The organism is Flavobacterium azizsancarii, from assembly GCF_027980145.1.
GTDB lineage: Bacteria > Bacteroidota > Bacteroidia > Flavobacteriales > Flavobacteriaceae > Flavobacterium > Flavobacterium azizsancarii.
The window spans coordinates 49,534-73,985 of record NZ_JAMZNK010000008.1; the positions used below are offsets into that span (position 1 = coordinate 49,534).

General features: G+C 34.0%; 23 protein-coding genes, 1 pseudogene and 1 riboswitch. Of the genes and pseudogenes, 15 read left to right on the plus strand and 9 right to left on the minus strand.

The annotated features are described in order from the left end of the window. Position 1: 1 nt before the first annotated feature. Positions 2-1,144: an ABC transporter substrate-binding protein gene (locus NJT12_RS07100; protein WP_271335191.1), complete on the minus strand. Its 1,143-nt coding sequence runs from the start codon at positions 1,142-1,144 to the stop codon at positions 2-4. A 172-nt stretch (positions 1,145-1,316) separates the two neighbouring features. On the opposite strand from NJT12_RS07100, the gene NJT12_RS07105 reads away from it, so the two are divergent. The 7 genes from NJT12_RS07105 to NJT12_RS07135 all read left to right on the plus strand — a co-directional run bounded on the left by NJT12_RS07105 (position 1,317) and on the right by NJT12_RS07135 (position 8,918). Next, complete coding sequence (locus NJT12_RS07105) at positions 1,317-1,679, plus strand: C1orf53 family protein (protein ID WP_271335192.1); 363 nt, start codon at positions 1,317-1,319, stop codon at positions 1,677-1,679. A gap of 183 nt (positions 1,680-1,862) precedes the next feature. After that, entirely contained in the window at positions 1,863-2,372 is a 510-nt protein-coding gene (gene cobU / locus NJT12_RS07110; protein WP_271335193.1) for a bifunctional adenosylcobinamide kinase/adenosylcobinamide-phosphate guanylyltransferase, read from the plus strand. A gap of 129 nt (positions 2,373-2,501) precedes the next feature. Continuing rightward, positions 2,502-4,181: a nicotinate-nucleotide--dimethylbenzimidazole phosphoribosyltransferase gene (cobT, locus tag NJT12_RS07115; RefSeq protein ID WP_271335194.1), complete on the plus strand. Its 1,680-nt coding sequence runs from the start codon at positions 2,502-2,504 to the stop codon at positions 4,179-4,181. A 178-nt stretch (positions 4,182-4,359) separates the two neighbouring features. After that, positions 4,360-5,157 (plus strand): adenosylcobinamide-GDP ribazoletransferase, encoded by a 798-nt coding sequence (locus NJT12_RS07120; RefSeq protein WP_271335195.1) that lies wholly within the window; start codon positions 4,360-4,362, stop codon positions 5,155-5,157. Then, entirely contained in the window at positions 5,142-5,675 is a 534-nt protein-coding gene (gene cobC / locus NJT12_RS07125; protein ID WP_271335196.1) for an alpha-ribazole phosphatase, read from the plus strand. Before NJT12_RS07120 ends, cobC begins: the two co-directional genes overlap by 16 nt. Before the next feature lie 67 nt (positions 5,676-5,742). Further along, positions 5,743-5,955, plus strand: a riboswitch (cobalamin riboswitch). A gap of 27 nt (positions 5,956-5,982) precedes the next feature. Further along, on the plus strand, positions 5,983-7,845 hold the full coding sequence (locus NJT12_RS07130) for a TonB-dependent receptor plug domain-containing protein (protein WP_271335197.1): 1,863 nt from the start codon (positions 5,983-5,985) through the stop codon (positions 7,843-7,845). Positions 7,846-7,850: 5 nt separating this feature from the next. Beyond that, positions 7,851-8,918, plus strand: coding sequence for a YncE family protein (locus NJT12_RS07135; RefSeq protein ID WP_271335198.1), 1,068 nt, complete (start codon positions 7,851-7,853; stop codon positions 8,916-8,918). A gap of 75 nt (positions 8,919-8,993) precedes the next feature. On the opposite strand, the gene NJT12_RS07140 is transcribed toward NJT12_RS07135, so the two are convergent. Next, entirely contained in the window at positions 8,994-10,466 is a 1,473-nt protein-coding gene (locus NJT12_RS07140) for a S41 family peptidase (RefSeq protein WP_271335199.1), read from the minus strand. 170 nt (positions 10,467-10,636) lie between these two features. On the opposite strand from NJT12_RS07140, the gene NJT12_RS07145 reads away from it, so the two are divergent. Genes NJT12_RS07145 through NJT12_RS07155 form a run of 3 tightly spaced genes read left to right on the plus strand, consistent with a single transcriptional unit; the run spans position 10,637 to position 12,136 of the window. Further along, positions 10,637-11,146, plus strand: a complete 510-nt coding sequence (locus tag NJT12_RS07145) for an RNA polymerase sigma factor (RefSeq protein WP_271335200.1) — start codon at positions 10,637-10,639, stop codon at positions 11,144-11,146. Continuing rightward, positions 11,133-11,591 carry a hypothetical protein gene (locus NJT12_RS07150; RefSeq protein WP_271335201.1) on the plus strand — a complete coding sequence of 153 codons (459 nt, stop codon included), beginning with the start codon at positions 11,133-11,135 and terminating at the stop codon, positions 11,589-11,591. The genes NJT12_RS07145 and NJT12_RS07150 overlap by 14 nt, the downstream gene beginning before the upstream one ends. Positions 11,592-11,608: 17 nt before the next feature. Next, on the plus strand, positions 11,609-12,136 hold the full coding sequence (locus tag NJT12_RS07155; RefSeq protein WP_271335202.1) for a DUF4252 domain-containing protein: 528 nt from the start codon (positions 11,609-11,611) through the stop codon (positions 12,134-12,136). Here the strand turns inward: NJT12_RS07155 and NJT12_RS25125 are convergent. After that, a pseudogene (locus NJT12_RS25125) lies at positions 12,107-12,289 on the minus strand (hypothetical protein); the annotation flags it as partial. The gene NJT12_RS07155 and the pseudogene NJT12_RS25125 overlap by 30 nt on opposite strands. On the opposite strand from NJT12_RS25125, the gene NJT12_RS07160 reads away from it, so the two are divergent. The 3 genes from NJT12_RS07160 to yiaA all read left to right on the plus strand — a co-directional run bounded on the left by NJT12_RS07160 (position 12,210) and on the right by yiaA (position 14,042). Then, on the plus strand, positions 12,210-12,674 hold the full coding sequence (locus tag NJT12_RS07160; RefSeq protein ID WP_414655386.1) for a DUF4252 domain-containing protein: 465 nt from the start codon (positions 12,210-12,212) through the stop codon (positions 12,672-12,674). The pseudogene NJT12_RS25125 and the gene NJT12_RS07160 overlap by 80 nt on opposite strands. Before the next feature lie 283 nt (positions 12,675-12,957). Beyond that, positions 12,958-13,632 carry a TIGR02117 family protein gene (locus NJT12_RS07165; protein WP_271335204.1) on the plus strand — a complete coding sequence of 225 codons (675 nt, stop codon included), beginning with the start codon at positions 12,958-12,960 and terminating at the stop codon, positions 13,630-13,632. A gap of 14 nt (positions 13,633-13,646) precedes the next feature. Further along, positions 13,647-14,042: an inner membrane protein YiaA gene (gene yiaA / locus NJT12_RS07170; RefSeq protein WP_271335205.1), complete on the plus strand. Its 396-nt coding sequence runs from the start codon at positions 13,647-13,649 to the stop codon at positions 14,040-14,042. 978 nt (positions 14,043-15,020) lie between these two features. On the opposite strand, the gene carB is transcribed toward yiaA, so the two are convergent. Further along, positions 15,021-17,876 carry a carbamoyl-phosphate synthase large subunit gene (gene carB / locus NJT12_RS07175; protein ID WP_271335206.1) on the minus strand — a complete coding sequence of 952 codons (2,856 nt, stop codon included), beginning with the start codon at positions 17,874-17,876 and terminating at the stop codon, positions 15,021-15,023. A 146-nt stretch (positions 17,877-18,022) separates the two neighbouring features. Continuing rightward, positions 18,023-18,184, minus strand: coding sequence for a 50S ribosomal protein L34 (gene rpmH, locus NJT12_RS07180; RefSeq protein WP_008464848.1), 162 nt, complete (start codon positions 18,182-18,184; stop codon positions 18,023-18,025). Positions 18,185-18,350: 166 nt separating this feature from the next. Between rpmH and NJT12_RS07185 the strand changes: the two genes are divergently transcribed. Next, positions 18,351-18,866: a hypothetical protein gene (locus NJT12_RS07185; RefSeq protein ID WP_065451088.1), complete on the plus strand. Its 516-nt coding sequence runs from the start codon at positions 18,351-18,353 to the stop codon at positions 18,864-18,866. A gap of 290 nt (positions 18,867-19,156) precedes the next feature. On the opposite strand, the gene NJT12_RS07190 is transcribed toward NJT12_RS07185, so the two are convergent. After that, entirely contained in the window at positions 19,157-19,816 is a 660-nt protein-coding gene (locus tag NJT12_RS07190; RefSeq protein WP_271335207.1) for an alpha/beta hydrolase, read from the minus strand. Positions 19,817-20,134: 318 nt separating this feature from the next. Here NJT12_RS07190 and NJT12_RS07195 point away from each other — a divergent pair, with 318 nt between their 5' ends. Continuing rightward, entirely contained in the window at positions 20,135-20,419 is a 285-nt protein-coding gene (locus NJT12_RS07195) for a GNAT family N-acetyltransferase (protein WP_414655387.1), read from the plus strand. Between the two features lie 3 nt (positions 20,420-20,422). On the opposite strand, the gene NJT12_RS07200 is transcribed toward NJT12_RS07195, so the two are convergent. From NJT12_RS07200 to NJT12_RS07210, 3 genes are read right to left on the minus strand one after another with little or no spacing between them, the layout of a single operon-like run. Then, positions 20,423-21,853, minus strand: coding sequence for an anion permease (locus NJT12_RS07200; RefSeq protein WP_271335209.1), 1,431 nt, complete (start codon positions 21,851-21,853; stop codon positions 20,423-20,425). A 21-nt stretch (positions 21,854-21,874) separates the two neighbouring features. Further along, positions 21,875-23,026, minus strand: coding sequence for a porin (locus NJT12_RS07205; protein WP_271335210.1), 1,152 nt, complete (start codon positions 23,024-23,026; stop codon positions 21,875-21,877). Between the two features lie 59 nt (positions 23,027-23,085). After that, positions 23,086-24,315, minus strand: coding sequence for a YML083C domain-containing protein (locus NJT12_RS07210; RefSeq protein WP_271335211.1), 1,230 nt, complete (start codon positions 24,313-24,315; stop codon positions 23,086-23,088). Positions 24,316-24,452 lie beyond the last annotated feature (137 nt).

The following is a 24,452-nucleotide window of genomic DNA, read 5'->3' on the forward strand; positions in this document are numbered from 1 at the left end:
ATTAATTTAATTTAGAGGCAAAAGTAAACTCATAGCTTGGCAATAACTCAGGGTGAAAGATCTTGATGTAGTCTTTTAACACTAAATCCGGACGACTTGGAGCCAGTTCATAATAAACTGTTCCTCCTGTTGCTCCGTACTTTCCTTCGAATGTATATACGTTTTTGTTCTTAAAAGCATCAAACTGACTATAGTGCGGATTTGCTTTTTCTACTTCTGCTAAACTTTTAAACGAACCCGAAGCAATCCAGAAATTAGCCGTTTTACCTTTTACTAATATTTTCTCAAAAGACAAACCTTCGCTTCCTGTTCCTTTTAGATCTGACCATAAATAATTGGCATGAGCATCTTTCATAAATTGAGCTACCCAACTATTTCCTTTGGCTACATACCAAATATCTTCGTACATAGAACCGTATAAAACTGTTGACGTTGCAGGTTTATCAGCTACCAGTTTCTTCGCCTGATCGTAACTGGAAACAATTTTATCAAACAATTCTTTGGCTTTATCTTCTTTACCAAACAAAACGCCGTAAAGTTTAATCCATTCTGCTTTTCCTAGTGGCGATTGCTCCATCCAATCTGCTTGAATCAAAATATTTAAACCGCTTTTTTTCAAATTATCCAACGTTGGATTATTGTTGTCTACACCAAAAGTTACAATCAGATCCGGAGATAACTCGATCAATTGTTCGATGTTCAACTTCTCGTTTTCACCCACATTTTTAACCGCTCCTTTATCGATCAGAGCTCTTGTTTTTTCTGATGAAACATAATCAGTATGCGGAAAACCAACTAATTTATCTTCGACTTCCAGCATTTCAAGAAAAGGGATATTTGTTGTTGAGGTTACAACAACAGATTCTAAAGGAACTTTTATGGTCGTATATTTTTGCAAACTATCCGGAACTTTTGCATCTTTTTCTTTTAATACATAAGTGAATTTCGCATTGGCATTTGGCCACGGATCTGAAACAGTTACAACTGAATATCCTTTACTTTTTACAATAGAAAGTCCGGCAGCATATTCGATACTATTTTTTGCAATTTCCGTTTTTTCAATCTCTGCAGTTTCATTCTTTTTACATCCAACAAGAACAAAAAAAGGTAAAATAAAAATTAATTTAGGTAATAAATGTTTCATCTTTAAGTTATATTTTTTTTTAAAGGAATAGTTTTTGCTTCTCGGTTTTAGCTCGTAATATGAATTATTACGATTTGACAATTTAAATTTTGATAGTGACAAAGGTAACGTAATTTCTATTTTTTATGATTATCTTTATTCTTACAAAAACCAAAAACGCCACCTTTAACCTATGAATAGCATAAAAACAAAAGTTTGCTCCAGCTGCGAATCTTCTTTTAGTTGTGGAGATTTATCAGCAGAAAGCAAGTGTTGGTGCAATGACTTCCCTCCTATTTTTAATCTTTCTGAAGGAAATGATTGCCTTTGTCCGGTTTGTTTTAAAGAAGCTTGCGAGGACAAAATTGATGCTTATGTAGAAACAATTACGCCACAAAAAGCCCTTAAAAACAAAGCGATATCTTTGCCAAAACAAGAAAAATTAATTGAAGGAATTGATTATTATATCGAAAACGACAATTATGTTTTTAAAACCTGGTTTCACCTAAAAAGAGGAAGCTGTTGCGGAAATGATTGCCGCCATTGCCCTTATTAAAAGTTATGAGTTATGAATTATTAGTTATAAGTTCATAACTGTTTTTTTAATGCAATTAGTCTTTTGCGTTAGGGATAGCAGCGGTATCCTTTTATTTTTTTCTTTAAAAAATAAAAGATATAGCGGATAGCCCGACCGCAGGGAACGCCATAACAATTCACAACTTACAATTCACAATTAAAAATGATTTACTTAATTACCGGAGGCGAGCGATCAGGAAAAAGCAGTTATGCCCAAACTCTAGCCTTACAACTTTCAGATTCACCAATATATGTCGCAACAGCCAGAAAATGGGATGCTGATTTCCAGAACAGAATCGATCGTCATCAGCAGGAACGTGATGAACGCTGGACAAATATTGAGAAAGAAAAATACTTAAGCGAAATTAATTTTACTAAAAAAACAGCACTTATTGATTGTGTTACCCTTTGGCTGACAAACTTTTTTACAGATCATCAATATGATGTAAATTTAAGCTTGGAGGAAGCAAAAAAGGAGTTTCTTGCGATCGCGAATCAAAAAAATGCTACACTAATTATTGTAACCAACGAAATTGGAATGGGCGTTCATGCCGAAACTCATATTGGCAGAAAATTTACTGAATTGCAAGGCTGGATGAATCAATTTTTGGCTTCTAATGCAGATCAAGTGGTTTTGATGGTTTCCGGAATCCCGGTTAAGATAAAAGGTTAAAAAATAAAAATCCATTTTTTTTAAATTCCAAATTCCAACGCTATCCTTTATCTTTACTTAAATCTTTAAATTTTAAATCCTTTTTAAGATTGAATTGGAATTTAGAATTTAAAAAATTGGAATTTAAAAATGAGCTACTTAGATGATATTTTAAAATCGCGTCGGGACACCCGACATTTTACCACTGACGAAGTTCCTGATGAAGTGATCGAAAAAGCATTGCAAGCCGGACATTGGGCACCTTCTGTAGGATTGACAGATGCTACACGTTATTTTATTATTAAATCTCCTGAAGTTAAAACGGCTGTAAAGAATCTCTTTTTAGATTATAATAAAAAGGCCGAAGAACTAACTGATAATCCTGAACAAAAGGAACGATACAAATCCTTGAAACTTGAAGCGATTGAAGAAGCGCCAATTGGACTTATTATTGCATATGACCGATCTGTTTTGAACCAATTTACGATTGGAACTGTGGGCAGCAACGAAGCAGTAAAATTTAGTTCAGTTTGTGCTGCACAAAATATCTGGCTTTCGCTAACTGAGCAAGGTTACGGAATGGGCTGGGTTTCGATTTTGAATTATTATCAGTTTAAAAAGATTCTTGATTTACCCGAAAACATTGAGCCTTTGGGTTATTTCTGTATTGGAAAACCGGCCACAAATTACGACAATCAACCCATGTTGCAGCAACTGAATTGGAAACAAAAATCTGAAGCTCCTGATTGCAAAGAAATCAAAAATATTACTGAATGTCACATATCTGATTTACCTAACAAAATTTCTGCTAAAAATGAAACTGAAAGTGATTTTAATACACTTTTGCAGGAAAAAATAGACTCTAAAACAAAACCACTTGGAGCTTTGGGAACTCTGGAAACACTTGCTTTTCAGATGGCAACGGTTTTTGAAACTCTAAATCCAAAAATAATAAATCCCAATATCGTTGTTTTTGCCGCTGATCACGGAATTGCAAATCATGGCGTTAGTGCTTATCCGCAAGATGTAACCCGACAAATGGTCGCGAATTTTCTGGAAGGCGGAGCTGCCATAAATGTTTTTTGTAATCAAAACGATATTCATTTATCGATCGTTGATGCCGGAGTCAATTATGATTTCCCTACAAACGCTAATTTGATTAATGCCAAAATTGCCAAAGGAACCCAATCCTTTTTGCATGTTCCTGCCATGAGCGAAAATGAATTGAATTTGTGTTTTGAGAAAGGAAAAGCTATTGTTGAAGACATTGCAAAAACGGGATGCAACTGTATTGGTTTTGGCGAAATGGGAATTGGTAATACCTCTACAGCTTCTGTTTTGATGAGTCTTTTAACAGATTCTCCTATTGAGGAATGTACTGGGAAAGGAACCGGGATTGAAAACGAAAAATTACTTCAGAAACAAGAATTACTCAAAAAAGCAATTGAAAATTATTCAGGCCAAGCCGAATTAAAACAACATCTCGCCTACTTTGGAGGTTTTGAAATCCTGCAAATCGCCAGCGGAATGTTAACTGCCTATGAAAACAAAATGCTGATTTTAGTAGATGGTTTTATTTGCAGCGTAGCATTTTTGATAGCTTCTAAAATAAATCCCGACATTCATAAAAATGCTGTTTTTTGTCATTGCTCTGCCGAAAAAGCACATCAAGGATTATTGAATTATTTTGATGCAAAACCTATTTTAAATCTTGATTTGCGCTTAGGTGAAGGAACTGGATGTGCCATTGCTTTTCCTATTTTAAAATCGGCTGAAGTTTTTCTGAATGATATGGCTAGTTTTGAAAGTGCCGGGGTTAGCAGGAAGTGATGAAGTCCCAGTTTTCAGTTTTCAGAAAAAAAACAATCATTTGCCACAATCTATGTCATTTCGACGAAGGAGAAATCACACTAGAAATTCCCCAAAGAAAATCAACAATCTTTGTCGAGCCCCGAGTATGATTTCTCCTTCGTCGAAATGACAAGACTAAATTAAATTTATATTAAAAATGAAAAAAGAACTACATATCTTCTTCACTTCCTTAATGTTCTACACCCGAATTCCTTGTCCTAAAAACATTGATCATCATCCTGATTATTTGAATAAAGCCACACGTTATTTTCCTTTGATTGGTTGGATTGTGGGAACCATTTCCTTTCTGGCTTTTTATCTTTCTTCTTTTTTTCTCTCAACAGAAACTGCAGTGATTATTGCTCTTATTATATCTGTACTAACAACCGGCGCCTTTCATGAAGATGGATTTGCTGATGTTTGCGATGGTTTTGGCGGAGGATGGACGAAAGAAAAAATCCTGATCATTATGAAAGATAGTGCGATTGGCGCTTATGGAGCAATTGGTTTGGTTTTGCTTTTTTTATTAAAATTCAAATTGCTTTCAGAATCTGTTTCGCTTTTTAAGGCAGATAATGCTATCGCTCTTTTCCAGATTTTTCTTTTATTTATTTCCGCGCATGCTTTAAGTCGTCTTGCTGCTATATCGATTATTTTTACTCACGAATATTCTCGCGAAGACGCTTCGAGCAAAAGCAAACCTATTGCTAAAGAAAATACCTGGAAAGAAATTTTAGGTTCATTTTTCTTTGGGTTAATTCCGTTATTGGTTTTATCTTATTTTCAATATCAATTTCTTTTAGCTGTAATTCCGGTATTTGTAATGCGCTATTTTTTAGCTCGTTATTTTCAAAAATGGATCGACGGCTATACCGGAGATTGCCTGGGAGCAACACAACAAGTTTGTGAAGTTATTTATTATTTAAGCATTCTTTTGATATGGAAATTTATCTAGTCCGTCATACCGAAACGATTTGCGAGAAAGGAGTTTGCTACGGACAATCGGATGTGGGTTTAGCAGAACCTTTTGAAAACATTTTCGAAAACATTGTTTTGCAATTACCCTCAGAAGCTGTTATTTTTTCGAGTCCCTTAAAACGTTGTATGATTTTGGCCGAATACATTCAGAAAAACATACAGGCAAATTCATTCGAAAAAGATGCACGACTGCTAGAAATGAATTTTGGTGATTGGGAAATGAAAAACTGGAACGATATTCCACCGGAACAACTCAATCCCTGGATGGAAGATTTTGTAAATATTAATGCTTTAAACGGGGAATCATTTATAGAATTACATAAAAGAGCTGGTGATTTTTTATCGCAGATTTCAAAAGAAATAACAACGCCTGTCGTTATTGTAGCGCATGCAGGTTTAATTCGAAGTATATTATGTCATCATAGTTCGCTGCCGTTAAAAGACGCCTTTAAAAACAAGGTAGATTTTGGGCAAGTCATCAAAATTGAACTATAAACGTCTTTTTGTTCAGAATTTGTTTTTAAAACTCAAACAAATTTGAAAAATCGACAATTTTAACTTTATCTTTGCACGAAATTAAGGTTGTGTTCATTTTTAACACATTAAAAGGGAATCAAGTAAATAATTAAAAAAATCTTGAGCTGTACCCGCAACTGTAAGCTTTGTTCTTAAACGAATGCTTGTTGTTAACTACAAAACCACTGCTCGCCCCGGCGAATGGGAAGGTAAACAACAAGACGCAAGCCAGGAGACCTGCCTTTGTAACAAATATCGAGCTCTCGGGAAAAAGAGTATTGAAATTATGACTTTAAAAAAACTTTTTGCTTTTTGTTTACTGTTGTTGTGCCAGATTATTTCGGCGCAAAGTGATTCTATTAATAAATTAAAAGAAGTCATCGTTTCTGATACCAATCTTAAGAAATACTCGAACTCACAATCAGTTCAGGTATTGAATGATTCTGTCATTAATAAAAATCAATCTTCCTTAACTTCCCTTTTAAATTACAATACTGTTATTTATTTTAAAGAAAATGGTCTTGGCATGACATCCGGCCCTTCTTTTAGAGGAACTACCGCATCACAAACTGCCGTTATCTGGAATGGTATCAATATCAATTCGCAATTTCTGGGTCAGACAGATTTCAACACCATCGGAACAAGAGATTTCAATTCTATAGCTGTAAAAGGCGGGGGCGGAAGTGTTCTGTACGGCAGCAGTGCCATAGGCGGAAGCATACACCTTAACAATGATTTACAATTTAAAAAAGAGTTTTCAAACCATCTCTTTTTTAGTGCCGGCAGTTACGATACTTACAGTGCCAATTATCGCACTATGGTTTCATCAAATAAGTATAGTCTGCAAGTAAGTTTTTCCAGAAACAGTTCAGAAAATGATTTTAAATATCCTGGAAATACGGATCAGAAAAACATCAATGGAGAATACTACAATACGAGTATGAACACCACTTTTGGTTATAAAATCAATTCTAAGAATACTATAAAATTATACAGCCAGTTTTATGATTCTGAGCGTCATTTTTCTTTAACTACTCCTACAGCATCCAAAACAAAATACGGCGATTTTAATACCCGAAACCTTTTAGAATGGGAAAATAAATTTGATCGGTTTACTTCGAAAGTAAAATTGGCTCATATTGGTGAATCTTATAAATATTTCTCCGACATAGATTCTGATTTGTTTACTTATGGAAAAGTCGAAACCTCAATTATAAAATATGATTTGGCTTTTGATGTAAATGACAAAATAAAACTTAATTCGATCATTGACTATAATCGTAATAAAGGATACGGATCAAGCATCAATAATGTAAAAAGAGAAATAGGTTCTGCAAGTTTATTATTAAGTCATTTAGTAACTGATAAATGGGATTATAACGCTAGTATTCGTCAGGAAGTAACCGACAATTATGGCAATCCTTTTCTTTTTTCTTTAGGAACAAGGTATTTGTTTACCGATTTTTATCGCATAAAATTCAATGCTTCTAAAAATTTCAGAATGCCTACTTACAATGATTTGTTTTGGGAAGGAAGCGGTAATCCTAACTTAAAACCTGAGACATCTTATCAGGCGGAAATTGGCAATGAATTTTTCACGAAAAACTTTTCATTATCTGTAACTACTTACTACAATTCGATCACAGACTTATTGCGCTGGGTACCATCACAAGGAGGCGGAGACAATTGGTCGCCTGAAAACACAAAAAAAGTGAGAGCTTATGGAGCGGAAGTACTTCTGGAATGGAGAACTAAAATAGACAACCATAATTTTACGCTTAATGGTACTTATGCCTATACCGTTTCAGAAAGCAAACAGTTAATAAGCGGTGAATTGGTCTATAAGCAACTTGTATATGTTCCTTATCATAAACTAACAGGATCGGTTTCGTACAATTGGAAAAAAGTATCCTCTTATTTTCAGTATTTATATAATGGCGATGTTTACAGCACTCCTTTTAATAATCCTGCAACCAGAGTAAAAGATTATAACGTTGGAAATTTTGGAGCTGATTATGATTTTGGAAAAAAGAACAGTTACAAAATTGGCTTGCAAATATTTAATATCTGGAACGAAAACTATCAACCTGTCATAAGCAGACAGATGCCCGGAACAAACTATACTTTATACATTAACCTTAATTTTTAAATATCATGAAAAGATTTAATAAACTGTTTTTAACCATTGCGATAAGTTCGGCATTTCTTGTGTCGTGCAGCAATGATGACAATGATAATCAAGCACCAAGAGGAGATTATGATGGTGGGCTATTCATTGTTAACGAAGGTAATTTTTTAACGCCAAATGGAAGTATCTCTTATTTATCAGATGATTTACAAATAGAAAACAACGTATTTACTTTAGTAAACCCAGGCAAAGTTACTGGTGACACTCCTTTATCTGTTAGTTTTAATGGTGATATAGCTTATATTGTTGTAAACGGTTCTAATAAAATCGAAGTCGTTAACAGATATACTTTCAAAAGTATTACCACTATTACTACAAACATAAAAAACCCAAGATACATTGCTTTTGCAAATGGAAAAGGATATATAACAAACTGGGGAGATATCGCTATTAAAACAGATGATTATGTAGCGGTTCTTGATCTTGCCTCAAATGCTGTTACTTCTACAATTCCTGTAGTTGAAGGTCCTGAAAAAATAGTTGAGAACAACGGTAAACTTTATGTAGCGCACAAAGGCGGAGGCGGACAAGGAAACTCACTGAGTATAATAAACGCTGCAAATAATACAGTTACATCAAATTTTGTAGTAGGTGATGTTCCTAGTTCATTAGTAAAAGAAAACGGAACTCTATATGTATTGTGCAACGGAAGACCTAGTTATGCAGCGCCGGAAACAACCGGTAAAATCGTTAAAGTTAATTTAAGCACGAATGCAGTAACATCTACTCTTGATTTTCCCGGACTAACGCATCCTGATTTCTTAGATATTGACAATAGCAAAATATATTATACTATTGGAAACAGTATTTATTCTATGGCAACAAACGCAACGGCTTTACCAACAGCAGAAACATTTAAAGCAAAAGAGGTTGGTTCTCTTTATGGCTTTGCTGCAAAAAATGGTAAATTATATGTGGCTGACGCAGTAAACTATCAGGATAACGGAAACATTTATCTTTATTCTTTAACAGGAACGGTTTTAAATAAATTTGGAGTATCTATTTTACCAAACGGTTTCTACTTTAATAACTAATCTAAAAGCAGATTAAGTTTTAGTTCCTGAACATAAAAAAAAGGCTTTCATTTCTGAAAGCCTTTTTTATTGGTCTTATTTTAATGCTCTTAAAAGTCCTTCCGGCGCTTTCTCTATATACATTTGATCTCTTGTTCCGGTCATTGCTTTACTATCTGTAAAGTTCCTTAAAACTATTCCTTTATCTAATTGTACTTTTTTACCCGTTGATCCGGTAATTTTCGAAATGGCAACACTTAGTAATGGCTCTGACGAATCTCCTAAAACACCTAAATTAGTTATGCGCTCTAATTGTTCGTAAGTAGGTTTTAAACCGTCTGTATATTCACCAAAATCAGCAGCATTTACAATTTTCAAAACCAGGGGTTGCATTGCATATTTATGATTAGGATTTCTTTGTGCTTTTCCAAAAGTTGGAGAATCATATAAAGTTATCGAACCTACATTTTTTCCAACAGTAGTCTCGCCTACCTGAATTACAGAAACATAAGGCGCTAATCCGTTTATTACTAATTCACTCGCAGATGCTGTACCGCTTGTTGTTATAATATATATTTTTGACAAGTTTAAGCTATTAATTGCAGCTCCGTCTATTTTGTCAACAAACCTGTTATTCAATGATTCCGGATCTTCGCTTTCGTAAAACTCATTAATTTTTGCATTCCATTTTTCTTTAGCAAAAATCTTATTGGTAAATTGTCCCGTAATCATACTTGCCAAACGTGTTGCTGTTTGTATAGAACCACCTCCGTTATATCTTAAATCCAAAACAAGATCTGTAATTCCTTGTGATTTTAACTCAGCAAAAGCTGCATTAAGCTGTGAATCATAATTGGCATAAAAACCATTGTACATTAAATAACCAATTTTTGAACTTCCTGATGGAATTACTTTATTAATAAAAACTGGATTTTCATTGAGAGTTGTCTTAACCAGTGCAACTGTCTTTCCGTTAGATTCAAAATCAGTTCCGGTATAAGAAGCCATATTTAAAGTAAAACTATCAGCCGCTAAAAGTGCCTGATAATTTGAAACTGTAAGTTGGGTTCCGTTTACGGCTGTAAAAAGATCTCCACGTTTGATATCTTTGTTCGAAGCATCAGAATTTGGAATAATATAACGCACATAGCCCACTAAATTAGTCGCGCTTCCCGGTCTATAGCCCAATCTAAAATCTACACCATTATTTTTTGTAGTTCCCTGAAGTTCTTGTTCCAAAACGCTGTAATCAGAAACAATCCAACTAAAGCGATCGATTGCCTGACCTTTTGGGAATTTACTAATTGGTTTATTCAATAAGTCCTGAAATAAATCTTCCGGTTTAGAATATCCTCTTAAAAAAGAATTTAAAGATTCCTGATTATTAAAACGATCATCTGCTAAATTAGGAACATCTGCTTGCCATAAATAGAATTGATTTAATCCTTTCCAAACAAAATCATTTACTTGCAAAGCCGCAGGAGCCGCCACATCATCCTGATCCTCGCAAGATTGCAAAGAAAAGGCAAGTAAAAATAATAACAGGACGCTCTTTAATATTGTTTTCATATAGTGGGTATATCTAGTACTAACGTAAAAATAGTATCTTTAGTTTTAACAATGATAAATTTAAAGTGTTTTTTGTTATAAAATTTACACATCATCATGTAACAAAAATAATAGTGCTTCGTCTTGACTATATAAGCTAACGAGTAACCAACGAATAACTACCAAATTTTATGAATCAAAATGTGTTTATAGAATTAATAAATCCTTTTAAAGACAAAGTTTTTCGTCTGGCAAAAAGATTATTAACCAGTACCGAAGAGGCGGAAGATGCAACTCAGGAAGTAATGGTAAAATTATGGAATAAAAAAGAGAATTTAAGCGATTATAACAACGTAGAAGCTGTTGCGATGACCATGACCAAAAATTATTGTCTGGATCAGCTAAAATCAAAAAGAGCCGGAAATCTTAAAATTGTTCATAATAACTATACTGATCGGGAACCTTTATTAGATAAAAAACTAGAAGATTCTAATAGTTTAGAATGGGTGGAAAAAATTATAAACCAGTTGCCTGAACAACTGCAAATATTAATTCAGTTGCGCGATGTTGAACAATATGAATTTGAAGAAATTGCGAAAATTGTCAATATGAATGAAACGGCTATTCGGGTAGCACTTTCGAGAGCGAGAAAAAAAATAAGAGAATCAATGCTTAATACACACGGTTATGGAATTCAATAAAATAGAGGATATATTAGAAAAATACTTTCAGGGAGAAACGACTATTGCCGAAGAAAAAGAATTAAAAGAATATTTTTCTTCACCAAATGTTGCGCAGCATTTAGAGCAATACAAACCTATGTTTGGTTATTTCTCTCAGGTAAAAGAACAAAAATCGACGCAGGAAATACCATTACAAACTAAAAAACGAAATGTAGCATGGTTATCAATTGCGGCTTCGGCTGTTGTTTTACTGGGAATTGGGTCCTATTTTTACGTGAGCGAAAAAAATACACCTCCGGTTGTGGCGCAATCAGAATTAGGAACCTACGATAATCCGGAAGAAGCTCTCGCTGCGACGCAAAAAGCTTTGGCCTTATTATCAAGCAATGTTAATGTAGGTATAGAAAGTGTACAATACATTAAGGAATATGAAGAATCAAAAAACAAAATTTTTAAACAATAATTAAAATTCAATCAAAAATGAAAAATTTCATCATAACACTAGTTTTAGCATTTGTTAGCCACGCTTTTTATGCTCAGGGAGCATTTGACAAATTTGATGGCCAGGATGACGTGACATCAGTAATTGTAAACAAAAAAATGTTTGACTTAATGAGTAAGGTAAAAGTTGATGCTTCTGATAAAGAAACGCAACAATACATTAACCTGATTAAAAAATTAGATTACTTAAAAGTGTTTACTACTAAAAACCCTAAAATTGAAGCAGATATGAAAGCTTCTGCTGACAAGTACGTTAAAACAGCTGGTTTAGAAGAATTAATGAGAGTAAATGACAGTGGTAAAAACGTAAGAATATTGGTTAGATCCGGTGCATCTGATACTCAGATAAAAGAATTGCTAATGTTTATGGACGGTGGCAAAAACGATGATACTGTTTTATTGTCTTTAACGGGTAACTTCGATCTAAATGAAATTTCAGTTCTTACGGACAAAATGCAGCTTCCTGGCGGAACTGAACTAAAAAAAGCTTCTAAAAGCAAAAAATAAGATGAAACTGAACATCATTACCTCAGCCCTTTTAGTACTACTAACTTTAATAAGTTGTAATTCTAATCCTTCGCTGCAAAAGTATTTTGTAGAGAACACAGATAATAAAAACTTTATTGCCCTGGATGTTTCACCTGGTATTTTGAACTTAGAAAAAACAAAACTAACTGCTGAACAAAATGAAGCTTTAAAATCATTTGATAAAATGAATATTTTAGCTTTTAAATCAAACGATAAAAATCAGGCAGAGTTCGAAACAGAAAGAGCTAAAGTTAAAGCAATACTTAAAGATCCAAAATACCAACAGTTGATGAGTTTTGGCTCAGGAAAAGACGGTGCATCAATAAGCTATGTTGGTACTGATGATAATATTGAAGAATTCGTAGTTTTTGCCAACAAAAAAGAAAGCGGCTTTGCTGTAGTTCGCGTGCTGGGAAAAAACATGAATCCAAATAATATCATGACCTTAATGTCTGTATTGAAAGAATCAAAAATCGATATGGAACAATTGAAACCTTTGCAACAATTGGTTAAATAATACATCTATCTTACTTTAAAACGAGAAGGCTCCATAATTATGGAGCTTTTTTTATTTATTCTTCTTTTTGAACATAGAAAAAAATAAATATTAACTCAAAAAAGAAACAAATTATCGAGCTATTTTCTTATAATTATTTGAAAGATTATACTGCATAATATTTAGTTCGATTTATTTTGATGTGAATCAAATTTGGTTATATTTGCATCCGATCAAATAAGTTTATTAAATTAAAACTTACGAATTAGCGAAATAAGGAATTAAAAAATAAAACCAATAATCGTTGAAAAAAGTATTAAAAATCACGCTTAAAATATTTCTGGTTCTTTTTGCATTTATTGCAATATACTTAGTAGCTGTATTTTCTCTTTCTAAAATCACAGTAAATCAAGAAGTGAATACAAAACCTGAAGTCGAAATTTATATTTTAACAAATGGGGTGCATACAGATATTGTTATGCCTACTAAAAATGATCAAATCGACTGGAGCCAACAAGTAAAATTTGAGAACACAAAAGCTGCCGACTCAACTTATAAATATATCGCAATGGGCTGGGGAGATAAAGGCTTTTATCTCGAAACACCGGAATGGTCAGATCTAAAAGCTTCTGTCGCATTCAAGGCGGTATCCGGATTAAGCAATACTGCTATTCATGCTACTTATTATAAAAAGTTAAAAGAAGCCGATGATTGCAAGAGAATGATGATCAGTAAAGAACAATATGATCGTTTGATAAAATACATCTCGGACAGTTTTCAAAAAGATGCTTCGGGAAATTTCTTAAACATAAAAACAAATGCAATCTATGGCAAAACCGATGCTTTCTATGAAGCTAACGGAAGCTATAGTTTGTTTCACACTTGCAATACGTGGGCCAATAGCGGCTTAAAAGCAAGTGGACAAAAATGCTGTTACTGGACGGCTCTGGATTCTGGAATTTTTTCGAAATATAAATAAATTTTAATATAAACATGGTACAAAAAACATCGAATGCCTTTATAGCGGCATCTTGGGTAGCTCTTGGAGCAGGAATGGTTGGATACATCGTTGGGCTTGCAAGAGCAGAAATGCTGTTAAATGAAAAAGGATATTATTTTACCGTTTTAATGTTTGGTCTTTTTGCTGTAGTTTCATTACAAAAAAGTGTTAGAGACAGGCTTGAAAAACTTCCGGTAACAGATATCTACTACGGAATTTGCTGGTTCGGAACGCTATTATCAATTGTATTATTAGCTGTTGGACTTTGGAACGCTACAATTTTACCAAGCGAAAAAGGTTTTTATGCATTTGCTTTTTTACTAGCGTTGTTTGGGGCAATTTCAGTACAAAAAAACACAAGAGATAATATGTCATTCTCTAATGAATAACATTAAAAAAAACTAACTAAACCAACTTCCAAATTAACCTTTAAAAGTTCCATGAAAATGGGACTTTTTTTTATTCGCAGCCTTTTCATATCGAATTTTCAAAGTTTATAATAAGAAATTTAAGCTGAACTAATATGTTCGATTATCCCAAAAACAGTATCCCCACTTTAACTGATTATAATGGATAGCATAAAAGAAAAACACGCATAATATTAACTCTAATTCCCTATTGTAACTTTATACAAAAAAAAGAGACTAATCATAAAAGATTAGTAATGGAAAACCAAAATAAACTAAGTGTTTTAAAATTAGCATGGGTGAATTTAGATTTTAGAAAGACCTATGTTGAATACTCCGAATTAAAAAAATTAATACAATTGAATTCAAATTCAATCGTGAAAAAGATTTTTATTATTAGTTTATTTGAATTTGCTCTTTCTATTTTACCCTTCTTTTTAGACGGGAAAGAGTTTTTTACGAAAGAAATACTAGATATTCAAAACAGTAGGATAATGCTATACTTAGATTATTTGTATTACGCTATTTTTATTTTTTTCATAATACAATTCTACCTCAACTTTAAGAAAATTAATGCCAACTCTAACCTTAATGAATTATCAAAAAACATTTTAAAAACAAGAAAATCAGTTTATAACTACATCTATGTCAGTTTAATTATTTTTAATTTAAACTCGCTTGTCTTTGCTTACTTATATTTAGAGAACAATTCTTCTTATAAGCAATTCATCAGCCACGCTAATTCACAAAACAGTCCACTTCTATTTCAGCTTATTTTTTATAGCATTTTAGTTGTTTTTCTTTCCGCGATCACGTACTCAATATGGCTGATATACAAAATACTATACCTAAAATTAATTAAAAAATTAGATCAGAACTTTCATGAATTAAACAGCTGATCCATACTAAAAACAAAAAAGCTCCATTTTCATGGAGCTTTTTTTATATCAGGATTTGAGATTATTTACTCAAATACATTTTTCTTCTAGAGTACAATTCGTAGAATTGATCGTCTTTTAAATCATCAATAAACAAGATACTTTCTCCCGTTGATTTCATCTCCGGTCCTAATGCTTTGTTTACATTATGGAACTTGCTGAAAGAGAAAACCGGTTGTTTGATTGCATATCCTTTTAATTGTGGATTAAAATCAAAGTCAGTTACTTTATTGTGTCCTAACATTACTTTCGTAGCATAGTTTACATAAGGTTCTCCGTAAGCTTTTGCAATAAACGGTACTGTTCGTGAAGCTCTAGGATTTGCTTCGATAATATAAACTGTATCGTCTTTTATCGCAAACTGAATATTGATCAAACCAACTGTTTTTAGCGCTCTTGCTATTTTTGTTGTATGATCTTTTATTTGCTGCATTACGAATTCTCCTAAGTTAAAAGGAGGCAATGTTGCATTACTATCTCCAGAGTGAACTCCGCAAGGTTCGATATGCTCCATAATTCCTATGATATACACATTTCCGTCAGCATCGCAAATTGCATCTGCTTCTGCCTCGATTGCTCCTGCCAAATAATGGTCTAAAAGCAATTTATTTCCAGGAATTGTTTTCAACAAATTGATAACGTGTTCTTCCAGTTCTTTTTTGTTGATTACGATTTTCATTCCCTGGCCACCTAATACATAAGAAGGACGAATCAATAATGGGAAGTCTAAAGTATCTGCAAGAGCAGAAGCCTCATCAGCTGTTTCTGCTATTCCAAATTGTGGGAAAGGAATCTTTAATTCAGTCAATAATTCAGAGAAACGACCTCTGTCTTCGGCTAAATCAAGCGCATCAAAACTAGTTCCAATGATTTTTACTCCGTATTTAGATAATTTCTCAGCTAATTTCAAAGCTGTTTGACCACCTAACTGCACAATTACACCTTCTGGTTTTTCATGTTGAATGATGTCATAAATATGTTCCCAGAAAACAGGTTCGAAGTATAATTTATCTGCTGTATCAAAATCTGTCGAAACAGTTTCAGGATTACAGTTGATCATAATGGTTTCGTAACCACATTCTTTGGCAGCCAAAACTCCGTGAACACAAGAATAATCAAACTCAATTCCTTGTCCAATTCTGTTAGGTCCTGAACCAAGAACGATAATTTTCTTTTTATCAGTTACAACACTTTCGTTATCTACATAACGCTCGCCGTTTGCTTTTTCTATTTCAGCTTCAAAAGTGGAGTAGTAATAAGGAGTTTTTGCTTTAAATTCTGCCGCACAAGTATCTACTAATTTAAATACACGATTAACATTCAAATTCATACGTAAAGTATGCACTTCACTTTCCAAACAATTCACCATGTGAGCAATTTGTCTGTCAGCAAAACCTTTTTGTTTCGCTTCAAGCAAAAGTTCTTTTGGAAGATTCGAAATTTTATAGTTCGAAATTTCTTTCTCTAAAGTATAAAGTTCTTCATATTGTTTTAAGAACCACATATCGATTTTTGTGATTTCATGAATACGGCTCAACGGAATTCCCATTGCGATTGCATCATAAATTACAAAAACACGATCCCAACTTGCAAAAGTTAGTTTCTCTATAATCTCTTCGTAGTTTTTATATCCTTTTCCGTCAGCACCTAAACCGTTTCTTTTAATTTCTAAAGATTGAGTTGCTTTGTGTAAAGCTTCCTGAAAAGAACGTCCGATACCCATTACTTCACCAACAGATTTCATCTGAAGACCTAAAGTTCTGTCAGCACCTTCGAATTTATCAAAGTTCCAACGAGGTATTTTCACGATTACATAATCCAAAGTCGGTTCAAAAAGAGCCGAAGTTGATTTTGTAATCTGATTTTGCAATTCATCTAAATTGTATCCTAAAGCCAGTTTAGAAGCAATTTTAGCAATTGGATATCCAGTTGCTTTAGATGCTAAAGCTGATGAACGTGACACACGAGGATTAATCTCGATTGCTACGATATCTTCTTTTTCGTCTGGTGAAACCGCAAATTGTACATTACAACCTCCCGCAAAGTTTCCGATACTACGCATCATTAAGATTGCATAGTCACGTAATTTCTGGAAAGTGGTATCTGATAATGTCATTGCTGGTGCAACCGTAATCGAATCTCCGGTATGAATTCCCATTGGATCCATATTTTCGATTGAACAGATAATTACAACATTATCATTTTTATCTCTTAAAAGCTCTAATTCATACTCTTTCCAACCCATCAAAGCTTTGTCAATCAAAACTTCATGTATTGGCGAAGCTTCTAAACCACGTGTTAAAAGCTCATCAAAGTCTTCTTTTTTATAAACAATTGCAGCTCCGGTTCCTCCAAGTGTAAACGAAGGACGTATTACAAGTGGAAAACCAAATTCCTGAGCAATCTCTTTTCCTTCTAAATAAGAAGTAGCTGTTTTTGCAGGTGCAGTTGGCACATCAATTTTTTCAAGAAGTTGTTTAAACTGCTCTCTGTCTTCTGTAATATTAATAGCGTTTACGTCAACTCCAATTAATTTCACTCCAAAATCTGCCCAAATTCCTTTTTCATCAGCTTCCAAACATAAATTCAAAGCCGTTTGTCCACCCATGGTAGGCAAAACAGCATCAATTTGTGGATGTGCTTTTAGAATTTCAATAATCGATTTAGTAGTTAAAGGTTTCAAATATACGTGATCGGCCATTGTTGGGTCGGTCATGATAGTCGCTGGATTTGAGTTTATCAAGATAACTTCAATTCCTTCTTCACGAATAGAACGTGCAGATTGAGAACCTGCATAATCGAATTCGCAGGCCTGACCAATAACAATAGGTCCTGACCCTATTATTAAAACTGATTTTATTGATGTGTCTTTAGGCATTTTATTTGTATTGTGTAGTTATATAAAGTACTTTAAAAAACATTCGTAGTCTATTCTAAACTAGAACGTTGAGAATTTTTTACCGACAAGGTATAAAAAAAGGCGATACTAAAAAAAGTAACGCCTTATTTATGTTTATAGAAACATTATTTTTTGTGTCTAGGTTCGCTAGAAACAGTCAATTTATGTCTTCCTTTAGCTCTTCTACGCGCCAGAACTTTTCTTCCATTTGCAGAAGCCATTCTGTCCATAAATCCGTGCTTATTTCTTCTTTTTCTTTTCGATGGTTGAAATGTTCTTTTGCTCATTGCTTTGTATCTTTAAAATGGTGTCTATTTTCTGTTTTTCTGTTTTGAATATCGTTGTTCCAAAACCGAGTGCAAATATACAAAGACTTTTTTTTCTCGCAAGTAGTTTTATAAAAATATTTTTAATTCATTTTACTATATTTGCAATCATAAATATACATCTATTATGTTTCACAAGAATATTAAACTTATTTTGGCCGGACTTCTAGTAGTCGCAGGCGTTTGGCAATTTACAGAGAGTAATATCGGGAACGGAATATTCCTTATTTTATTGACGGCAATTCCAATTTTTCTTTACTTTAAAAATGAATTTATCCTTTTAGCCTTCCTTAAATTAAGAAAACAAGACTTTGAAGGTGCTAAAAAATGGCTGGCATACATCAAAAATCCGGAAGCCGCTTTAGTACGAAAACAACAAGGATACTTTAATTATCTGCACGGAATCATGTTATCTCAAACCAATATCAATCAGGCCGAGAAACATTTCAAGAAAGCAATCGAACTTGGATTGTCTATGGATATGGATTTAGCAGTAGCAAAATTAAACCTTGCCGGAGTTGCAATGTCACGCCGCAGAAAACTTGAAGCGACTAATTTGCTCAACGAAGCTAAAAAATTAGACAAGCAAGGAATGCTGAAAGAACAAATTACAATGATGAAAGATCAAATGAAGAAAATCTAGAACTTTCTCAAATTCCAAAATATTTTAAAATCCCAAATTCCAAAAGAGTTTGGGATTTTTTTGTTTTCAGGCTGGCGAAGTCGAAGTCTCAACCCAATATTACCATTTCGAAGAATGAGCAATCACATAAAAAAACCGACAAAGATTACACATCGAAACCCGACAGGTTTTAAAAACCTGTCGGGTTTACTATGCGCAACTACCTTTGTCAAAGTTTGAGACTTTGAAAAAAGGTTCCCAATCATAACATTTAGAATTTAGTCCCGAAGCTTCGGGATAAAAAATAGTATTTAATCTTCTAGTATAATCGAAGGCAAATTTTCATTCAGCCATTTGTATTTATTCAGAATCATGATGTGAGTCCCTCCTTTTACAACAATGCAACTATTAATATACTTTATAGGAAAAACATCGTCCTGATCACCGTGAATATGAACAACGGCTGCATCAATCTCATTTCTATCCCACCGAATAACAGATTCAACGGCCCATTGCAAATATTTGAGATCACGAACAGCTAAAAACTTTTCGTATAATTTAATCCGTTTATTTACTTTTTCTCCAAAAGAGTATTTAGCAAGATTTTCGATATTCAAGATCAGCTTCATCGGAATCAGCTTGTATGCTTTCGTTTTCTTTCCAATTTTCATTCTTCTCGGAAATTCAGCATTACTTCTGACACTCGAAATAATAATTACTTTTCGCGTCTGGATATGTTTTGATATCTCCTGAACCAAAATTCCTCCAAAGGAAACTCCAATTAAAACAGGATTTTCGTGTTTAATATTTTTTGCAATTCGCAATGCATAATCAGACAAAGACTCTTTTGGAAGTGGAATTTCCCATTCTAACAAACACATTTCAAAAACAGATTCATCTAATTTGATTCTTTCAAAAATAGCCGGACTAGCAGCCAGACCAGGCATAAAATAGACAGGGATTTTACTCATTTGTTCGAAAAAGGTTTATAGTTATAGGTTTTAATTTCAAGATAAAATTAATTTTTTTAGCAATATACACTACAAATGTTACACCATAATTGTTTTTTAGACGAAATAAAATCACAAAAAACACGGCCAACCCAGCTATATATGGGGTTTCAAAAAATAATTTTATATTGAAAATCAAATGATTACCTTTGTAGATACTATAATCATTATTTAAACATCATTCCAAGATGTTTCACATAGTGCTATTAACGTTCTTTTTCTATTATTTTTTAATCCAATACCCCAAAAAACATGACTAATATGGAACCTATTGAAACTATGGAAATCAAAGACAACACTTTTGCAAGACAATTTGAAACCATAGTACCCGAAGGATTACTTTCTGTTGAATATTCATTTCAGGAGAAAAAAATCTTTCTAACTAAAATCAACTCACCAGAAGGTTTTGACAATCAAGCATTAATTGATGTAGTACTTAAAAACATCATGGATATCATTATCGAAAAGAAATTCAAATTAATGCCTATTCATCCCAGAATTGTATTATTTATCAAAAAAAACCCTACTTACAAGGAATTACTTCCTCCCGGAATTAGAATTTAATTTTTAAAAATAACCAATAAGTCTCAGCCACAGTCCACCAATAACCATGTAAATAAGTAACATTGTTAATCCGGTGATGAGTCCTTTGACCCACCAGCTTTTTAAATCGACATAGCCGCTCCCGAAAAAAACGGGTGCCGGCCCATGTCCGTAATGCGTTAAAGTTCCATAAAGCGATCCTATAAAACCAAGCATAAAAGCTAATAATAATCCGGGAATCCCTAGTGAAACACCTACACCAAGTAAAGCCGCATACATCGCTGCTACGTGTGCGGTTGCACTTGCAAAAAGATAATGACTAAAAAAGTATACCAGTATAATAATAGGAAAAGCCATTTGCCAGCTTAATCCGCCAATTTCTGCTTTTACCAAATTACTGAACCAGCCAATAAAGCCCAGTTCGTTGAGCGAACTTGCCATCATTACCAAAACCGAAAACCATACAATTGTATCCCAGGCTCCTTTTTCGGCTTTTACATCTTCCCAGGTTAAAACTGAGGTCAGCAATAAAATCACTAAACCAATAAATGCTGTTGTTGTAGCATCGATAGAGAATAAATCTCCTGTCATCCAAAGAAATAATAAGATAAAAAAAGTCAAAAGCATCAGCCATTCATTACGGCTTATTGGCCCCATTTCTTTCAACTTTTGAGCCGCAATTTGTGGCGCATCTCCAGTTTTTTTTAATTCTGGCGGATAAATTTTATACAACACAAGCGGAATCACAAAAAAGGCAACTAAACCGGGAACAATTGCTGCCGTTGCCCACGAAATCCACGTTATTTTAATTCCTAAGTTAAGGGCAAATTTTTGACACATCGGGTTACTCGCTGTTCCGGTAAGAAACATAGACGAAGCTATTAAATTTGCATTATAACTGCTTAATGTCAGATATGAACCTAATTTTCTGTGCGTTTCCGGCTGGTCAGGCATCGAACCAAAACTCATTGCCATTGATTTCATGATGGGATAAATAATCCCTCCTCCTCTGGCGGTATTACTTGGTACAGCCGGGGCCAAAACCAAATCGGCTAAACCCAAACCGTAAGCTAATCCAAGTGAGCTTTTTCCGAATACTCTAATAAATAAAAACGCAATTCGGTTTCCTAAACCTGTTTTGATAAAACCTCTTGCAATAAAAAATGAAATCCCGATAAGCCAAATCACTTTATCTCCAAAACCTCTTAGCGCCAAAGTAATTGATTTTCCGGCTTCACCGGGAGCCAAAACTTGCGAAAAAGCTGTTAACGCAATCGCAATCATACACATCGTACCCATTGGAGCAGCTTTCAAGATGATTCCTAAAATAGTAGAAACAAAAATTGCAAATAAGTGCCAGGCTTCAATTTTTACACCATTTGGCGCAGGGATTAGCCAAATTGCAATTCCAATTGCAAGTGTAATTAAGGTTTGAGGAATTTTTACTTCTTTCATAAAAACAAGAATTAAATTAGATTAAAGTCGGAGTTGTAACTGAATGATAAATAAATCATCATTGTAAAAAGAGGTGTCAGGAATATTTTTATCGAATCGATCAATCTCAAATCCCATCTCTATACGACCTAAATAAGCTTTCCCAAATTCAAGGCTTATCATTGGTGTATATGTTTTTCTAACATTCGAGTTTACCTTAAAATTATTATCAAAAGATTCAAAACGACAGGATAGCTCAAGAGAGGTCAATTTTTTATAATCAACTACATATCTGAAATTTGGCAAAAAATAAACCCCTCTCATTTGGTAATCATCCAAATTTGGCGTTCTGCCATCAACCGGTAAAGAAAAATACAGATTTTGATTAGTTCCTTGTTTGTATTCAATTTGCAAATCAAATGTAAGCCTGTCAGTTAACTTAAAATCACTTGTTATATCAGCCCCCACAGCAAATACTTTCTGATCTGATCTTTTACCGATACCTCCGTTTAATCCTAAATTTATTTTATGAAGTTTTGACAATTCAAAAACCCATCTGCTCGAATATTGTTTTCCGTTATCATTATCCATTTCCTGATTTCTCCCGTTTCCGTTTAAAATGGAAATCGCATAACTTACAGGATTTTTACCAATATCAAAACTTCCGCTTGCAGAAGCACCAATTTGAAAACTCGTCCAGCCATTTTTTCCAAATTCATAATATTGATTTGAGAAATCAAATGATTTGATAATATCCACCGGGACTAATTCTTCGATACCAAATGCGGGACGAAATTGACCTCCGGTTAAAGCAATATATTTATTAAAAGTATATTTTCCGTAAGCATTTTCAAGTACCTTTCCTTTAGGATCGGATTTAAAATCAGCCAGATTTACTAAAATTACTACTTCAGTGGTGTTGCTTAATTTAGTATTAAGACCAACACGCATTCTTTTAATATCAAACGAACTTTGAGTAACTTCTCCTGTTGAATGCTGCACACCCAAAACATCAACATTTTTACCGGAACTTTCTAAATATCTTGCCTGCAAAAGCCCTTTGAACTGAAACTGAGGATATTTGATAGTATTTTCGGCATCTTCGAGTGCTTGGGTATCAGTAGTTTGCGCCTTTGCAAAAAAGGGCACTATTAAAAGAACAAAAATTAGTTTTATTAGTAAAGTTTTATTCATAAGCTCTGTCTATTAAAAATTCATCCATTACTAACATCTTAAAAATCAATCACCTCTACCTACCTCCTGTTAGAACCGCCATTAGCTGGTCTGGGTGCTGCAGGTCTGGGTGCTGCAGGTCTGGGTGCTGCAGGTCTGGGTGCTGCAGGTCTTGTTACGGGTTGTGTTGGCCTAACAGCAGGACGCGTAGACGGAACAGCCGGGGTAACAGGACGCGTGACTGGCCTTGTTACAGGCTGCGTTGGTCTTACAGCTGGTCGTGTCGATGGATTAGTTGGTGTTACCGGACGTGTTGTTGGTCTGGTGGTTCCTCCTGGTCTGGTCGATGGATTCGTAGGTCGTGTTACCGGTCTTGTTGTATTTCCTGGTCTTGTTGATGGGTTTGTTGGGCGTGTTCCCGGCCTGTTACTGTTTCCCGGTCTGGTTGGTCTTGCTGTAACCGGAGCCGGTCTTTTATAGTCCCTGCCATTATAGGTCGTGTTATAACGTCCGTTAGTTCGGTTATTTCTAACAATAACGGATGTATTTCTTCTGCTCGCATAATTATTATAATACCTTGGGTTTCTTATAACAGCAGTTCTTCGATAATATGGGCTTCTGTAATAATGGCCGTGATATCCCCAATAATCATGATAATAAACCGGACGCCAAGGACGCCAGTAAGGAGGATAATATCCCCAATGCCAAGGAGACCGATACGCAACATATACAGGAGAAAACAAAAATAATATAACCGGCCATGCACTAACACTGGCGCTTACATAACTTGGGCTTGTTGTTGTATTATAATTATTGGTTGTATTATTATTTACAATTACAGTGCTACCTCCTGTATATCCGGGATTTGGTGTTCCGGAAACATTGTTTGCAGGCTCTACAATATAATTTTTGCCATATAAATCTTCATCACCAATAGCCTGAACATGAATATTGTTCTTTTTATCCTTATCAACTTCAATAACAGCAACATCTTGTGTTTCGCTATTATTTACTGCAACCTGAAGTACAATTACATGCGTATTTCCTTCTTTGTGACTTTCTATCTCAATATAATCGATCTCTCCATCATTATTCAGATCTAAATTATTGACCTTATTATCCGGATCATTTAATGCTTTTTCAAAATCCTCAAGGGTTTTAGACTTTTGAAAAAGATCTAAAACAGCATATAAGTTAAGGTTATCTCCAGGCAGCCCCAAAGCAACAGGCTCATTATCAGTTTGAGAAAAAACAGGAAGACTAAATAAGCCAGTCAACACAATAGCTAAAAACAAGGCTTTCTTTTTCATGCTAATTAGTAATTAATTTACAAATATTCCTACTAAGGTATAAAAAAACAAATAAAGTACATCAACATCAAAAATCTTTCTATTTTCTTATTAATAACTACTAAAAAGTTGCAATTCAATCAATCATTCTCTTTTAT

Coding starts and splice junctions, on each gene's coding strand:
- NJT12_RS07205 (WP_271335210.1), bottom strand. CDS start 23,026: ATGAATAAAACTTTACTAATAAAACTAATTTTTGTTCTTTTAATAGTG.
- cobC (WP_271335196.1), top strand. CDS start 5,142: ATGGAAATTTATCTAGTCCGTCATACCGAAACGATTTGCGAGAAAGGA.
- NJT12_RS07145 (WP_271335200.1), top strand. CDS start 10,637: ATGAATCAAAATGTGTTTATAGAATTAATAAATCCTTTTAAAGACAAA.
- cobT (WP_271335194.1), top strand. CDS start 2,502: ATGAGCTACTTAGATGATATTTTAAAATCGCGTCGGGACACCCGACAT.
- NJT12_RS07140 (WP_271335199.1), bottom strand. CDS start 10,466: ATGAAAACAATATTAAAGAGCGTCCTGTTATTATTTTTACTTGCCTTT.
- NJT12_RS07195 (WP_414655387.1), top strand. CDS start 20,135: ATGGAAATCAAAGACAACACTTTTGCAAGACAATTTGAAACCATAGTA.
- NJT12_RS07100 (WP_271335191.1), bottom strand. CDS start 1,144: ATGAAACATTTATTACCTAAATTAATTTTTATTTTACCTTTTTTTGTT.
- NJT12_RS07200 (WP_271335209.1), bottom strand. CDS start 21,853: ATGAAAGAAGTAAAAATTCCTCAAACCTTAATTACACTTGCAATTGGA.
- NJT12_RS07190 (WP_271335207.1), bottom strand. CDS start 19,816: ATGAGTAAAATCCCTGTCTATTTTATGCCTGGTCTGGCTGCTAGTCCG.
- NJT12_RS07150 (WP_271335201.1), top strand. CDS start 11,133: ATGGAATTCAATAAAATAGAGGATATATTAGAAAAATACTTTCAGGGA.
- carB (WP_271335206.1), bottom strand. CDS start 17,876: ATGCCTAAAGACACATCAATAAAATCAGTTTTAATAATAGGGTCAGGA.
- NJT12_RS07105 (WP_271335192.1), top strand. CDS start 1,317: ATGAATAGCATAAAAACAAAAGTTTGCTCCAGCTGCGAATCTTCTTTT.
- rpmH (WP_008464848.1), bottom strand. CDS start 18,184: ATGAGCAAAAGAACATTTCAACCATCGAAAAGAAAAAGAAGAAATAAG.
- NJT12_RS07130 (WP_271335197.1), top strand. CDS start 5,983: ATGACTTTAAAAAAACTTTTTGCTTTTTGTTTACTGTTGTTGTGCCAG.
- yiaA (WP_271335205.1), top strand. CDS start 13,647: ATGGTACAAAAAACATCGAATGCCTTTATAGCGGCATCTTGGGTAGCT.
- cobU (WP_271335193.1), top strand. CDS start 1,863: ATGATTTACTTAATTACCGGAGGCGAGCGATCAGGAAAAAGCAGTTAT.
- NJT12_RS07155 (WP_271335202.1), top strand. CDS start 11,609: ATGAAAAATTTCATCATAACACTAGTTTTAGCATTTGTTAGCCACGCT.
- NJT12_RS07120 (WP_271335195.1), top strand. CDS start 4,360: ATGAAAAAAGAACTACATATCTTCTTCACTTCCTTAATGTTCTACACC.
- NJT12_RS07135 (WP_271335198.1), top strand. CDS start 7,851: ATGAAAAGATTTAATAAACTGTTTTTAACCATTGCGATAAGTTCGGCA.
- NJT12_RS07185 (WP_065451088.1), top strand. CDS start 18,351: ATGTTTCACAAGAATATTAAACTTATTTTGGCCGGACTTCTAGTAGTC.
- NJT12_RS07210 (WP_271335211.1), bottom strand. CDS start 24,315: ATGAAAAAGAAAGCCTTGTTTTTAGCTATTGTGTTGACTGGCTTATTT.